Below are 14,615 nucleotides of genomic sequence, written 5' to 3'. Positions count from 1 at the left end.
AATAAACCGACAACGTTAAAAAACCAAACAGCCACAACAAGACCGTTGTGGTCCGCAATCGCTCTGTTCAACCAAAATGTTCTACGTTATGAGATTTACCGCCTTCCTCCTGCTTGCGGTCTGCCTGCAATGCAGTGCCGTAGCCTTATCGCAGCAGATCACGCTTTCGGAAAGAAACGCCCCGCTGAAAAAAGTGCTCAAAGAAATGGCCGCCCAGGCCGGGGTATCCGTGGCCTATAGTGAAAACATGATGGCCGCCACCAAGCCCGTCACCATCGATGTCAAAAACGCTACGGTGGAACATGTGCTGGAGATAGCGCTCCGCGATCAACCGCTGCGCTATACCATCGACAACGGCCGCATCCTGCTCAACAGCCGCTCAGGCCGCGCCGCCGACTCCACCCTCACCGCCACCGGCAGGGTCACCAGCGAAAAAGGTGAACCCATACCGGGCGCCAGCGTCCTCATCAAAGGCACCAACATCGGTACCGCCACCGGCAACGATGGCCGGTTCGAAATTAAAATCCCCCGGGAGGCCGTCACCCTCATCATCAGCGCCATGGGATTCCAACCCATGGAAATAACCGCCCAGCTCCATACCAATATGGAAGTACGCCTGAAAACAGGCACCAAAAGCCTGTCCGAAGTGGTGGTAATGGGCTTCTCTGAAGTGGAACGCCGCCACGTGGCCTCTTCCGTAGCCCAGGTGGACGTTAAACTCACCAAAACCCGGCCCATCGCCAAACTGCAGGAAGCCTTTACCGGCACCGTCCCCGGCGTTACCGTCCAGCAAACCACCAACCTGCCCGGCAGCGTGCCCGGCATCACCATCAGGGGCATCAGCACCCTCCAGAATGCCGGCCCCCTCGTGATCGTAGACGGGATGGAACAAAGCCTCAACGATATAGACCCCAACCAGGTGAAAAGCATCACCGTACTGAAAGATGCCGCCTCCGCCTCCATGTACGGCTCCCGCGGCGCCAACGGGGTAATCATCATAGAAACGGAACGCGGACAGATGGGACGGTTTAAAGTGGATGTCAACTCATGGGGCGCCATACAGCGGCCCATCGACCTGCCTAAGTTCGTTAACGGTACCGACTATATGAAATTAAACAACGAGGCGAGGAACTTCCAGGGTCAGACACCCCTTTACAACGATGAAGATATCCGCAAAATGGAATCCGGAGAAACCCCTTCGGTAGACTGGCTCAAAGAAGGCATGCCCCGCAAGGCTAACTCACAGAACCTCACCATGAGCGTTTCCGGCGGCGGCGGCATCGGCTCTTTCAACCTCATGATGGGCTACCTCAAAGAAAATGGCCTCAACTCCTACGAAGGCTCCGGTAAATATTCCGCACGCTTCAATACCAATGTGAACATCGCTGATAAATTCGTACTGCTGGCAGACTTCTATGCCCACCGCCTGCAGATCAACCGCCTCAAAGAAAATGATGACGGAACAGGACTGTATGAAAATCTCTGGAAGATGAATCCCACCCAGCAGATATACTACCCCAACAGCAGTATACCTGAGCATTACATCCTGTACAATGATATGAACCCCATCGCCTCCATTAACCGCGGCGGCTCCCGGAACAACCTGTACGATTTCAGCTCCGTGAACCTGCGGCCAAGATATAACATCAGCAAACACCTCAGCCTCGAAGGCAACGTGTCTTACCAGATCAGCAAATCTGCCAACAAAAGAGCACGGGAGACTTTCAAATTCTTTGACGGCAACGGTAAACCGGTGAAAATATGGAAGAATGAAGTGGGCGCCGACCAGGACGTAAGCCAAAGCCAGCTGACCGCCCGCGGTTTGCTCAACTACACCGGCAGCCTGCGCCACCAGGCGGATAAAATATACGTCACCGCCGGCTCAGAAGTGATGAGCTTCAACTACACCGACTATAAGGAAATCACCAAAGCTTCTTTCTTCGGTAAACTGAACTACTCTTTTGACAACAGGTATATCCTCGAGTTCACCGCCCGCGGAGATGGTAGCAGCAAGTTTGCCCCCGGCAAACAATGGGGCTTTTTCCCCGCAGGCGCTATCGCCTGGAACGTCACCAACGAGCATTTCATGAAAGGCATGGTCAACAACAGGATCATCAACAACCTGAAACTCCGCGCCTCCTATGGCCTTATCGGTAACGAAAACGTAGACCCGTACCTGTGGGAAGAGAACGTCAACGAATGGGGATGGCTCATGCGTGTGCCCAACTTAAACTTCACCTGGGAAAAACAAAAACAGGGTAACATCGGGATAGAATTAACCATGCTCGACAACCGGTTGAGCGTAACGGCGGAAGCCTATAAAAAGAACTCCTACGACCTGATCTATTCCAGGTTCCCCGTACCGCCCATCACCGGCTCCAGCTCTCTCGAAGCTGCTTTTAACATCGGGGAAGTGGAAAACAACGGGTACGAAATCTCCGTTCAGTGGCAGGATAAAATCGGTAACCTCGGCTACAGCATCGGCGCCATGTTGTTTGACAACAGGAACAAAGTGCTGAAGGCCGGTTACAGGGATGGCGACACCCTCATTTTTAAAGACGATAACGATAAAATCTGGTATAAAGGCATCGCCATTGATAACTATTACGGCTATAAAAGCGATGGCTTCTTCCGCGACCAGCGCGATGTGGACAACACTCCCGCAAAACTGCCCAATACCCTCCCCGGCGATATCAAATATATAGATCAGAATGGCGACGGTATCATCAACGACGCAGACAGGATCAACCTGGGAGACCCTTTCCCCCACCTGAACTATTCCATCAATCTTGGTTTAACGTATAAAAACTGGGACTTCAACCTGCTGGGCCAGGGCGTCGGAAAAAGAACCGGCCGCCTCAACGGCCTGGAAGGTTACCCTATCCTGGTGGATGGCAGCAGCAATTCACTGGGCAGGCCGCAACAGTATTATGCAGACAACCGGTGGACACCGGAAACGCCCAACAGCAGGTTCCCCAGGGTATGGACCGGATCCAGCACCAACGCTTACCTCAGCGACATCTGGCTGGGCAACGCCGCCTTCTTCCGCGTGAAAGTGCTGCAGCTGGGGTATACGTTCCCGTTAACAGGTAAAATGATCCGCAACGTAAGGGTATACGTCAATGCGCAGGACGCCATCACCTTCACCCGCTGGGAAGGACTGGAGCCCGAACGCGATGGCGGCAGCGGCAACTATCCCCGCATGGCGGTATACAGCCTCGGCGTCAGGGCCACCCTGTTTTAATGAACGTAGCCGCACCAACGAAAATTTATTTCACTCCACTGCAAAATATGCATCAGATGAAAAAGAGACTCATTCTACTGGCATTCCTCTCCGCGCTCCTGCCGGCATGCCAGAAATTCCTGGACAAACCGGACCCCACCGCCACCAAATTCGACGAGTTCTTTAATACTGAAGAAGACCTCCGGCGCGTGGTATACAGCACCTACCTGGACGTATTTACCAATAAAGACGACAGAAGGCTGCTTTTTTACATGGAAGACAGTAAATCAGATAATGCCTACAGCCGCGTGGAAGGCGACAACCACCAACGTATTGCCAATGGCAGCTATGATGCCAACACAAGGGCTTTTGAATATTACTACACCATCCACATGAAACACATCGGCCGTCTGAATACCTACTTAAAAAGTATCAATACGCCTTATGTGGAAGATGAATCCATCCGTACAAAATACAAAGGCATACTGGAAGGACTGCGGGTCTGGCACTATTTCAAAATAGTGTCCCGCTGGGGAAACGTCCCTTTTTATCTCGAACCCGTGGATATTTCCCAGGTAATACAACCCGCCAAATCAAAGGAAGAAATACTGAACACGCTTTTCCCCATGGCAGAAGCTACCGCCAACAGCCTGCCTGACAAGGAGTATAACTCCGACGGCTATATGTTCAACAAATACTCGCTCAAAGCGCTGATTATGCGCTACGCGCTGTACAACGGCCGATATGACCTGGCAGCGCGGCTGGCCAAAGAGATCATGGACAGCGGCAACTACTCGCTGTATCCGAACTATGCAGACCTGTTCAGCTATAAAGGCGATAAAATCAACAAAGAGTTCATCATCACCATGGACATGCAAAGCCACGGCAACAGCGGCACTAACTCGTTCGAACATCTCGGCCCGCATTTCCGGACAGGCAAAGGACAGTCTTACGCCGTACCGCTAAAATCACTGGTAGATGCCTACTGGACATTACAGGGCAATAAAATCGACGCCTGCCCGCTGCATACAAAACAGGAATACGAACTGAACCCGAAACTGAACAGAGATCCCCGCTATGCCGCCAGCATCATGGGCCAGGGCGATATATTCGTTAACGAGCCGATCAACATCTACGACCAGAACAGCCCCATGTTCCATGAAAAAGAACGGGCAAGCCGCTCCGGCTACTGGTTCAGAAAATTCGTGGACGAAACAGACGCCTTCAAAGGAGAGGGCAATATGCACTTCCCGATATTAAGGTATGCAGAAGTACTGCTCACCTACGCAGAAGCCAAAATCATGACCAACAGCGTAGACAACCTCGCCAAAAGCTGTATCAACCAGCTGAGGACCAGGGCAGGTCTCGACATGAAAGAAGCGGACGTAACCCTACCGAAGTATGCCGCCTATACGCAACAGCAGTGGGTAGAGCTGATCAGAAATGAACGGAGAACAGAACTGGCAGGCGAAGGAGTACGCTATGATGATATTTTAAGATGGAAAATCGGTGAGCAGGTGATGACCAAACCCGCCATGGGACATACCCGGCTGGTAAATGGCAATCTGGTGTCCCTGAAGATAGAAGACCGCTCTTTCCAATCACGGAACTACCTGTGGCCGTTCCATTCCGGCAGTTTGAAAATTGAGCCGGGGTTAACGCAGAATCCGGGGTATTAATGCCACAGAGAAAGATCACACATCAGCCGTATATTCCTGTTAACAAGCGTATAGGGCTAATGTGTGATCTTTTTTTTAACTTTACGGCATGCACGAGCAACTGGTCCGTCTTATTACCCAAAAAGTAAAACTTTCTGATAAGGAAAGAGACTTGTGCGTACAATATTTTGAACCGGTGTCATACCCTAAAAACCAGGTACTGGAAGAAGAAGGAAAGGTCCCCGGCTATCTGTATTTTGTGATATCAGGTTTTGTCCGTTTATTCCATTATAATGACAAGGGAGATGAAATAACATCCCACATCAACTGTCCGCCGGGTTTCATCACTTCCTATACTAATTTCATCGATCAAACCAGGTCCGAAGAAAACCTTGAGTCGATTACCGAATGTGAACTTTTACGCATTACAAAGACCCATCTGGACCTGCTTACCCAACAAAGCCCGGCGTTTAAGGACTTCAGCATTCTCGTGTTCCAGCAATCGCTGTCGTATAATGAAAAACGCTCGAAGGAGCTGGCAACGCTCAGCGCCGAGGAGCGCTATTTAAAACTGATCCACGAACATCCCGAAATACTCCACCACGTTCCAATGCAATACATCGCGTCCTTCCTTGGAATGAACCCCAAAAGTTTAAGCCGTATCCGAAGACAAATTATTAAGTAACATTTGTGAAGTGCTTTTGAATAACCAGGGTTGATCTTTGCCCTATTATTAAAAACCATTTCAATGGATATGACAAGTAAAAAACTGGCCCTTGTATCCGGCGCCAACGGACACCTTGGCAATAACCTGGTAAGACTTCTCCTCCAAAAAGGAATCCCGGTGCGTGCTTCCGTTCGTAACATCAAAAACAAAGACTGTTTCAAAGACCTGGACTGTGAAGTGGTACAGGCAGATATTACTGACAAGACCTCTTTTAAAGCCGCGCTGCAGGGCGTAGATACCTTTTACGCAGTAGGCGCCGCTTTCAAACTATGGGCAAAAGACCCCAAAAAAGAAATCTATGATGTAAATATGCGGGGAACCCGAAATACAATAGAAGCTGCCGCAGCCGCAGGGGTGAAAAGAATTGTCTATGTAAGTTCCATCGCCGCGCTGAATTACACCCATCTCCCGACAAAAGAAAGCAACGGCTATAACCCGGACCGCCGGGACATGTATTACAACTCCAAAAACGATGGCGAAAAACTGGCATTTCAGCTGGCCGAAGAACACGGGATTGAATTGGTGGCCGTTATGCCGGGAGCAATGATAGGAGGCGAAGCATTCGCCCCGCTGAATGTTTCTTACAATGTGCTAAAGCTGATTTTGAACAAACAAATACCGGTGGACACCAATATTACCCTCAACTGGGTAGACGTAAAAGATGTGGCTGAAGGCTGTTATCTGGCCGCGCAGAAAGGCAGGCCGGGCCAGCGTTATATTCTTGCCAATGAAAAATGTATGACTATTACAGACACCACTAAGCTGGCGCAGGAGTTCTACCCGGAGCTGAAATTGAAAATACCGGGGGCCGTTCCAAAGTTTATGCTTTACGCCATCGCCGGGGTGATGGAAATTTCCGCCAGGATAAGCGGAAAACCGCCTGTGCTCACCACCAAGGATATTGCCATGTTTTCCGGCTTGCAGCAGGATTTTGACATCTCCAGGTCAAGAAATGAATTGGGATTTAACCCGAAGAATAACCGGCAGGTAGTGAAAGAAGCGCTGGCTTATCTGATGACGCATAAGGAACTATTGTAGTCCATACAGGGCAATAGTCCATCTGTCACAGGGGGCTATTGTCCATTGCTGCTACCCCCTCAGGATCTTCTCCATCTTCCGCCCTTTCGCCAGTTCGTCCACCAGCTTATCCAAATAGCGGACCTGCTGTGTCAGCGGATTTTGGATCTCTTCTACGCGGTATCCGCAGATAACGCCGGTAATCAGTCCCGCACGGGGATTGAGCGTGGCGCGCTGAAAGAAAGTTTCATAGGTCACTTTCTCGTGTATCAGTTTCTCCAGCTGTTTGTCATCGAAGCCGGTCAGCCATGCTATCACCTGATGCAACTCTTCCTTTGTTCTGCCCTTCTTTTCCACTTTTGCCAACAACAAAGGGTAGACCGAAGCAAAGGTCATTTTGGCGATACGCTGGTCATGTGAATCGGTATTGCTCATACCCAAATATACCGCTGAATATTTAAAGAAAAAAGCCTTGTAAATGAGACATTTACAAGGCTCTCCAAGCTACGCGCCGAATATCTCCCGCAGCTTCCTGTCCATCGCTTCGTCATCCTCTCCGCCGCCGCCATAGCGGCCAATGATCATGCCCTGGGGATCAATCAGGATTTTGGTGGGCAACGAATGGATACCATAATCGTCACTGACATCTTCGGGATTAGGCAGGTTGTTTTTCCGCTTTTCCCAGTCGAGCCCGCGCAGCACATGTTTCCAGATGCCGATGCCATCCTGCGACACGGCTTTTTTCCAGGCGTCGTGATTGGAATCGTCGTCGGAGATACCGATGATTTCAAAGCCTTTGTCTTTATACTTGCCGTACAACGCTTTCAGGTGCGGGTTGCCTTTGCGGCAGGGGCCGCACCAGCTGGCCCAGAAATCGAGCATCACGTATTTGCCTTTGAAGTCCGACAGGTTCAGCGTTTTACCATCGATGTCCGTTTTGGTGAAAGTGTGCGCCACGCTGCCGGGCGAACCGGCACGCAGTCCGTCCAGTTCCTTTTTAATCTCCAGACCGTCGGCGCTCTGCTGCATCTCCGGCGACATACGGGCATAGTAAGCCTCTCCTTCTTTCAGAGGCATACTGCTGACACGGAAACGCAATAACTGCGCGCTCACATAAGAGTCAGGGTATTTATCGATGAATGCCTTGTCGATTTTCTCCATGGCTTCGTAATGCGGCTCCATCTGGTCTTTCAGTTTTTCCAGCTTATCTTTCAGCGGTTCGAGCGCAGCCTCCGTCTTCTTTGCACGCAGGCCGGCTCCGTATTCTTTGTTCAGCTTGCCATAGGCAGCCGACAAAGGAGCCAGTTTTTTCATCACCGGCGCCCGCATGGCCTCCAGCTCTTCCTGTTCCAGCTGTACTTTGGAACCGGTGAGTTTAGCGTCTTTCAGTTTTGCGGTGGCCGATTTCAGCTGCAGGGTGCCCGGCTCTATAAAAAAGGAGGTTACATCCCCTTCGCCATACATCGCTTTCACTTTGTCAACGTACAATCTGGCCTGCGTAGGCTGCGACAGCTCACCGGAGAAGGTGAATTTACCGTTACGGGTCATGACGCTGTCTTGCCTAAACTTGTTGGCGCCTTCGGCATAACCCAAATAGATGTAGCGGTCAGGCAGCCCTTTGATGTCTCCCTTCAGGGTAAAAGATTTGTTGTCTTGTGCCGATACCTGCAAGGCTGGCAGCAAACATGAAAAAAGGAACCAATTATATTTCATGTGATGTTAGTTTTAAGATGATGCGCTAAATAGTCCGGTTAATTTTTTACTGAAGAGTTTCCGCCAGCTTTGTATGCAGGGCCGCTCCTCTCAGGTCTTTGGCGATAATGATCCCCTGCGGGTCTATGAGGAACGAACAAGGGATGGCCTGTATACCGTACTGCTGCGCTACCTCGTTGCGGAAACCTTTCAGGTCAGACACCTGCATCCAGGGCATGCCGTCCTGTTCGATGGCCTGCTTCCACTTGTCTGCTTTGTCATCCAGCGATACGCCAAGTACGGTGAAGTTTTTGTCCTTGAAGGTATTGTAGGCCTTTAATACGTTAGGGTTCTCCGCCCTGCAGGGGCCGCACCAGCTGGCCCAGAAATCGAGCAGCACGTATTTGCCTTTGAAATCGGACAGGCGCACCGGTTTACCGTTAACGTCCGCCTGTGTGAAGTCGATCATCGGTTGACCGATAGCGCTCCGCTTCAGCACCTCCAGCCGTTTACCCAGCCGGGTACCGGCGGCCGACTGCTGCGCCGCAGGCGTCAGCTGGCGGTACAGGCTGTCCAGCGGCGCATACTCGCCGAGAATGGCCATATCTGCAATGAGGTCTACGCTCACCGGGCTTTCAGGATGGGCAGCGATGTATTGTTTGCTCCGCGCCCGCCGCTGCACCCGCAGCGTTTCCAGTTTAGCTTCCAGCGCCGCCTCGGCGGTATCATTCCCTTTCACCGCCGGATACTGCTGGTACAGCGAATCCTGGATGGCTGTAATATCGGAGATCGATTGCTGATAGGCTTCATAGGCCGTCTGCGTAGCGGAACCGGTAATCTTCACCTGGTCCAGCGAATCCATGCTGCCTTTCAGGCTGACGTCCGTGTTCTCCATAAACAGCTCCATATAACGGGAAGAGGTGCCGATATAAATTTTCTGTGGTTCGGTGACCACTCCGGTCCAGGTGAACTTACCATCCTTCACCGGCACGGTGTCTGTCCTGGCGGAATCGGCAACCGGTACGGAGATAAAAACGACTGAATCTTTTAGTCCCTTCAGTTCCCCGGTAAGTGTGGCATGCGGCGGGGCGGCTTGCTGGCAGGCAGTGGCCAGCAACAGGGCGGTCAAAAAAGTTTTCGTGTGGAGATGCATCATTAAAATTTTAAAGGTCAATTATTGCTGGTAGCCGGGGTTCTGTGGACCAATAGCGGGATTGTAAAGGAACTCGCTATGTGGTATCGGCAAAATATATCTGATCTTGTCATTGGCCGTTGGACGCAACTCCTGTATCAGCGACGATGGCAGGCGTAATAACGCCATCCATTCCTGCCCGTCTTCCGCAATGAGATTTCTCACAAATTCGAGGTACAACTGTTTCAGCAGCTCGTTCACAGAAGCCGCGTTATCTACCGCGCTGAAATCGGTCACCCCTGCGCGGCCCATCACTTCCTTCAGGATATTGCGGGCGGCCTGTAAGCTACCACCGGAACGCACGATGGCTTCCGCTTTCAGCAGATACACTTCCGTCAGACGGAAAGCATAGGACGTTTCTGACAGCATAGAAGGGGCGTCTCCCTGTTTGATATATTTCAGGAAATAAAAGGTGCCTTTGGTATATCTGTTTTCGGTACCGATCATCCAGGCGCCGCGCGGATCGTTCTGTAGCAGGTCTTTCAGCGCTGTTTTGGCAATATACAGCGAAGAAGCGCCCGGCCAGTATTGCCTGCTGAGCACATAGTAGAAACTCTCCTGGTTTTGTTGCGGTTTGATGCCCAGTATCACTTCCGGGCTGCCCAGCCCCTTGGTGTAAAAGATGTCTTTCGTTTGCGGCTCCGGTTTGTATTTGCTGTTGAGGATGATGGAATCCGCCAGATCACTTACCTGTTGATAGTCCCCTGGCTGCCCGTGGCTCATCAGCACCCGCATTTTGAGCGCCATGGCCGCCCAGCGGGTGGCGTACCATGCTTTATTCTCCGCCGGCGCGTTGGCAATGGCCTCGTCCACATCGGCCAGGATAAAGGCATAACTGTCTTTCACAGAGCTGCGGGCTTTTGGCACGGCGTCTACCTGTACAAAATCCTCGCGGATCAATGCGCCGTACGGACTGTTCAGATCAAACCACTGCCCAAAAAAACTCAGCAGCTTGAAGTGCCCGTAAGCTCTCAGGAAGCGGGCTTCTGCCAGTATTCCTTTTTTACGGTTGCCGGTGAACAGTTTATCATCCAGGGCGTTCACACCTTTTATCACGCCGTTGGCCGCGTTGATCAACTGGTAGGAAGATGTCCAGTAAATATCGGCGAAGCCCGACTTCGCATAGTTATTATTGATCTCCGCGGCATCTGCGCCATAACCATAGCCTATATACCCCGCAAACATCGCAGGTGGTACCTCATGCTCAAACCATTTGGTGACATTGTCGGAATTCACGGCGGCAAACCGGTAATAAACGCCATTGAGCGCTATTTCAGAAGTCCGCTGGTCGAGGATGGTGTTACCGTCCACTTTGGCGTTTTCCGGCAGTTTCCCTAGTTCTTTCCGGCAGGCGGCACTGGCGATCACCACAGCGCCGAGCAACGTATATATAATCCTTTTCATCATAATTAGCTGGTTTAATTGTTTTTAAAATCCGAAACGCAGGCCTACGTTAAACTGCTTCACCGTCGGAAAAGTGCTGACATCACTGCTGCCGTTGATCAGGCTGTAGGGATTATTGCTCACCTCCGGATCCGGACCGGGATATTTGGTGATGGTGAACAGGTTGGTAGCGGAGGCATACACGGACGCATCACGGACATGCATTTTGTTTGCAGCCGGTGCCGGCAGCTGGTAAGTGATGGTGATGGATTTCAGTTTCAGGTAGGAAGCATCGTATACTTCAGCAGTGCTGGTGGTGGTGCCATACTCACCCAAAATCAGCCTTGGCCTGTCGGCAGAAGGGTTTTCAGGTGTCCAGCGACCGAGAATGCGCGCCCCCCTGTTCGCGAAGCTCTCAAAGTTTTTGTTTTGTATGTCCGCGAGATATAACAGCTGTCCTCCGTAGGAGAAAGTCAGCAGCGTGATCAGGCTAAAGTTCTTATAGGTAAAGGTATTCGTAAAACCGCCATAGAAATCAGGCTGCGCCTGTCCTATGACATCCCGTTTATAAAACCCTTTATCAATGCCTTCTGTGGCAATTTCATACATGGCATCGCCGATGCCCAGGTAGGGCGCCATGTACTGCGCATAGGTAAAGACTTTACTGTAGTCTTCCAGCTGTTTCTGATCGCGGATAATACCTGTTTGTTTGTAGCCGTAAAAAAGCCCCAGCGGTTCTCCTTTGCGTACCACGGCATTGGCACTGAGGTAGGTGGCACCCGGATCGTTCGGATCGGAAAAATCATTGTTGATATCTTCCACGCGGGAGCGGTTACCGGAAACATTCAGCGCGCCGGTCCACTGAAAATGCCGGTGCTTAATGAAATCCGTACGAAGATCTATCTCCAGTCCCTTATTGCTGATGGTGGCGATATTCGATATCACACTGCCGTAGGAAGAACTGGGCGCCAGCTGCGTAGACAACAACAAGCCGGTGGTGATCTTCTCATAATAACCAATCACGCCGCGCAGGCGGGAACCGAATAATTCGAAATCCAACCCGAGGTCTTTCTGCAGGGTGGACTCCCACTTGATCTTACTATTCCCCAGCTGCGAAGGCACCAAAGCATTCACACCGCCATAAGAACCCGGCGTATACAACGTATAATAAAGATGGTCACCGAAGTTCTGCGTACCGGTATAACCGGCGCTCACACGAAGTTTCAGTTCATTCACCCATTCGGCCTTTTTCATGAAAGGCTCTTCTGAAATACGCCATGCGGCACCGCCGGAGGGGAAATAGCCCACCCGGTTATTTGACGGGAATTTGGAAGAAGCGTCCGAACGACCCGTAAAAGTCAACAGGTATTTTTCTTTGAGCGCATAGTTGGCGCGCATATAAAAACTGAGCAGTGAATTCTGGCCGGAAGTACCGGTGGCCGGTAAAGTGATGGCCGCAGAAGAGATATTGTTCAGGTATTTATCGTCCGGAAACCCCTGACCACTCGCGGAGAAAGAGTTGAAACGGAATTTCTGCCAGGAGGTACCGCCCAGGAGGTTCAACCGGTGGTTTTCATTGAACTGCTTGTCCCAGGTAAGGGTGTTTTCGACGAACACGTTCACGTCTTCTGTCTGCCCCTGGGAGGCAGTACCGCCGTTGGAACTGCTGACACCGCTCTCTGATGCGATCACCGCCGTGCTGGGAACGTAGTTCTGCTGGTGGAAGTTATTATAGTTAACAGACAACGTACTTCTGAACTTCAGGTTTTTCAGCACATCGTAATCACCGGACAGGGAACCGATCAGCGAAGCGGTTTTGCCGGTGTTGATACCATCCAGTAGTACCATAGGGTTCTGAAATCCCTGGTAGTCGTAGCCGCCAATCTGCGATCCGAGGAACTGGTAGGGCGATCCGTCGGGATTAAACGCCGGCAATGTAGGCGGGGCGTACATAGCAGCCGGATAGACACCGTTGGTGATATTGTTTTTGGTGAAACCATAATCCAGGTTGGTGATGATACGGAGCCTGCTGGTGATTTCATTATCGAGACTGATTTTACCCGCAATACGGGAGAAGTCGGTGCCTTGCAGTACGCCTTCCTGTTTCGTATAGGCGAGGGAGGTATAATAGCGGGAACCGGCGCCGCCGCCGCGTACGGAGATGTCGGCATTGTGGGCAATAGCATTCCGCAGTACCAGCTTCAGCCAGTCGGTATTAGCGGTCCCCAAGCTTTGCGGATTGTTGATGATATTGGTAGCAGTGGGATCGGGATCTTCACCGGCAGCAGCCCTGACGGCGTTTTTGGTCTTCGCGGCTTCCTGCAGCAGCTCCACATATTGCTGTGCGTTCAGTAGCTTCTCTTTGATAGGCTGGCTCACGCCGGTGTAGTAGTTGGCTTCCAGCACCGGCTTCTGGTTCAGTTTTCCTTTTTTGGTGGTGATGATGATAACGCCGTTGGCTGCCTTGGAGCCATAGATGGCGGTGGCGGAAGCGTCTTTCAGGATATCGATGGATTCGATATCGTTGATGTTCAGGCCGGCGAGGCTGTTGAGCCCGCGGGTAAACGATCCGTTGACCGAGTTGTTGGGATCGTCGCTGCCGGCTCTTTCGATGGGGTTCACCACTTCTGCCTGGTTTTGGATGTAGCGGTTCTGGATGGTGACCTGTACGCCGTCGATGATATACAGCGGATCGTTGCCGCCCAGCAGCGAGGTGCCGCCACGAATGCGGATCTTGGCCACACCGCCGGGCGAGCCGTCGGCTTGTGTTACCTGTACGCCGGCGGCTTTACCGGACAGCGCCTGGTCGATGCTGGCGAAGGGTACGTTCTTCACTTCGTCCACGTTCACCGAAGCCACGGAGCCGGTCAGGTCTTTCCTTTTAGTGCTGCCGTAACCCACTACCACGTACTGGTTGAGGTCATCCACTTTGGCGCTGAGTTGTATTACCAGTTGGGTTTTTCCGCCGAGGGAGACAGTACGGGGCTCGAATCCCACGCAGGACACGAGCAGTTCCGCTTTTGCGTCGGCATTGCGCAGCACAAAGAACCCGGCGCGGTCTGTGATGGCGGCCAGGCTGCTGCCTTTCACGCGGATGGTAACACCGGGCACAGGATCGCCGTGTTTGTCCACCACCCTGCCCTGTACGTCTACCGGCGGCGCCAGGTCCGGCTGTTCCGCTTTTGTTTCGGGGGCGGCCACTTTCCGGGAAATGACGATGGTATTGCCTTCAATGTCAAAAATAAGGGGCTTGTCCTGCAATATCCTGGCCAGCGCGGTGCGCAGCGGCTGTTCGCGGATGTCTGCCGAGACCGGACGCATGTCCGACAAGTCCTGGTTCCGGTAAAAGAACACGAATCCCGTCTGTTGTTTAATAACACTGAACACCTGCTGTAGCGGCATGTTCCTGCATGCCACGGTAACGGTCTGGGAATTCCCGGTGGCGTAGATGTTGAGCGCCACCACCGTTAATAAAAACGCGGTCAATTTCATTGCTCTCCAGATTTTGGTCACACAGTGATTTTCGGTTACCCGGGGTATATCACCCCTGGTCGATACAAAAGTTTTGCGCCTGTTGCGGACAACATTAATTTTCATACCTTAGGTTTGGTTTTTGGTTGACAAAATGTTTCCCATCCGCCCCGTAAAGAGCAGCAGGAAGGGTTCGGAAAGAGTTAACCGACAATCAAACCTGGTGCGGACGCCAATCTTGACACCAGGTTT

9 protein-coding genes are annotated in these 14,615 nt (G+C 51.8%); 4 read left to right on the top strand and 5 right to left on the bottom strand.

Translation table 11 applies throughout. From position 1 onward, the window contains the following. The first annotated feature begins 88 nt into the window (after positions 1-88). From HF324_RS13225 to HF324_RS13210, 4 genes are all read left to right on the top strand, one after another. The gene (locus HF324_RS13225) at positions 89-3,244 is read left to right on the top strand and encodes a SusC/RagA family TonB-linked outer membrane protein (RefSeq protein ID WP_220100738.1); all 3,156 of its coding nucleotides are present in this window, start codon (positions 89-91) and stop codon (positions 3,242-3,244) included. A gap of 56 nt (positions 3,245-3,300) precedes the next feature. Next, positions 3,301-4,902 carry a RagB/SusD family nutrient uptake outer membrane protein gene (locus HF324_RS13220; RefSeq protein ID WP_168802920.1) on the top strand — a complete coding sequence of 534 codons (1,602 nt, stop codon included), beginning with the start codon at positions 3,301-3,303 and terminating at the stop codon, positions 4,900-4,902. Positions 4,903-4,990: 88 nt separating this feature from the next. Continuing rightward, positions 4,991-5,566: a Crp/Fnr family transcriptional regulator gene (locus tag HF324_RS13215; protein WP_168859979.1), complete on the top strand. Its 576-nt coding sequence runs from the start codon at positions 4,991-4,993 to the stop codon at positions 5,564-5,566. A gap of 69 nt (positions 5,567-5,635) precedes the next feature. Continuing rightward, positions 5,636-6,646 (top strand): NAD-dependent epimerase/dehydratase family protein, encoded by a 1,011-nt coding sequence (locus HF324_RS13210; protein WP_168859978.1) that lies wholly within the window; start codon positions 5,636-5,638, stop codon positions 6,644-6,646. 51 nt (positions 6,647-6,697) lie between these two features. Here the strand turns inward: HF324_RS13210 and HF324_RS13205 are convergent, their stop codons facing one another. The 5 genes from HF324_RS13205 to HF324_RS13185 all read right to left on the bottom strand — a co-directional run bounded on the left by HF324_RS13205 (position 6,698) and on the right by HF324_RS13185 (position 14,384). Continuing rightward, positions 6,698-7,060: a DUF2200 domain-containing protein gene (locus HF324_RS13205; RefSeq protein WP_168859977.1), complete on the bottom strand. Its 363-nt coding sequence runs from the start codon at positions 7,058-7,060 to the stop codon at positions 6,698-6,700. Between the two features lie 69 nt (positions 7,061-7,129). After that, a complete protein-coding gene (locus tag HF324_RS13200; protein ID WP_168802916.1) occupies positions 7,130-8,338 on the bottom strand; it encodes a TlpA disulfide reductase family protein in 1,209 nt (402 codons plus the stop codon). Between the two features lie 46 nt (positions 8,339-8,384). Beyond that, a complete protein-coding gene (locus HF324_RS13195; RefSeq protein ID WP_193114994.1) occupies positions 8,385-9,473 on the bottom strand; it encodes a TlpA disulfide reductase family protein in 1,089 nt (362 codons plus the stop codon). 18 nt (positions 9,474-9,491) lie between these two features. Next, positions 9,492-10,916, bottom strand: a complete 1,425-nt coding sequence (locus HF324_RS13190; RefSeq protein ID WP_168802914.1) for a RagB/SusD family nutrient uptake outer membrane protein — start codon at positions 10,914-10,916, stop codon at positions 9,492-9,494. 21 nt (positions 10,917-10,937) lie between these two features. Next, positions 10,938-14,384, bottom strand: a complete 3,447-nt coding sequence (locus tag HF324_RS13185) for a TonB-dependent receptor (protein ID WP_168802913.1) — start codon at positions 14,382-14,384, stop codon at positions 10,938-10,940. Between the last annotated feature and the right edge of the window lie 231 nt (positions 14,385-14,615).

It is taken from the genome of Chitinophaga oryzae, from assembly GCF_012516375.2.
GTDB lineage: Bacteria > Bacteroidota > Bacteroidia > Chitinophagales > Chitinophagaceae > Chitinophaga > Chitinophaga oryzae.
This window is presented reverse-complemented; position numbering and strand designations above follow the sequence as displayed.

Excerpts from the sequence above, each read along its gene's own strand:
- HF324_RS13225 (WP_220100738.1), top strand. The coding sequence starts at position 89 with ATGAGATTTACCGCCTTCCTCCTGCTTGCGGTCTGCCTGCAATGCAGT.
- HF324_RS13220 (WP_168802920.1), top strand. The coding sequence starts at position 3,301 with ATGAAAAAGAGACTCATTCTACTGGCATTCCTCTCCGCGCTCCTGCCG.
- HF324_RS13215 (WP_168859979.1), top strand. The coding sequence starts at position 4,991 with ATGCACGAGCAACTGGTCCGTCTTATTACCCAAAAAGTAAAACTTTCT.
- HF324_RS13210 (WP_168859978.1), top strand. The coding sequence starts at position 5,636 with ATGACAAGTAAAAAACTGGCCCTTGTATCCGGCGCCAACGGACACCTT.
- HF324_RS13205 (WP_168859977.1), bottom strand. The coding sequence starts at position 7,060 with ATGAGCAATACCGATTCACATGACCAGCGTATCGCCAAAATGACCTTT.
- HF324_RS13200 (WP_168802916.1), bottom strand. The coding sequence starts at position 8,338 with ATGAAATATAATTGGTTCCTTTTTTCATGTTTGCTGCCAGCCTTGCAG.
- HF324_RS13195 (WP_193114994.1), bottom strand. The coding sequence starts at position 9,473 with ATGATGCATCTCCACACGAAAACTTTTTTGACCGCCCTGTTGCTGGCC.
- HF324_RS13190 (WP_168802914.1), bottom strand. The coding sequence starts at position 10,916 with ATGATGAAAAGGATTATATATACGTTGCTCGGCGCTGTGGTGATCGCC.
- HF324_RS13185 (WP_168802913.1), bottom strand. The coding sequence starts at position 14,384 with ATGAAATTGACCGCGTTTTTATTAACGGTGGTGGCGCTCAACATCTAC.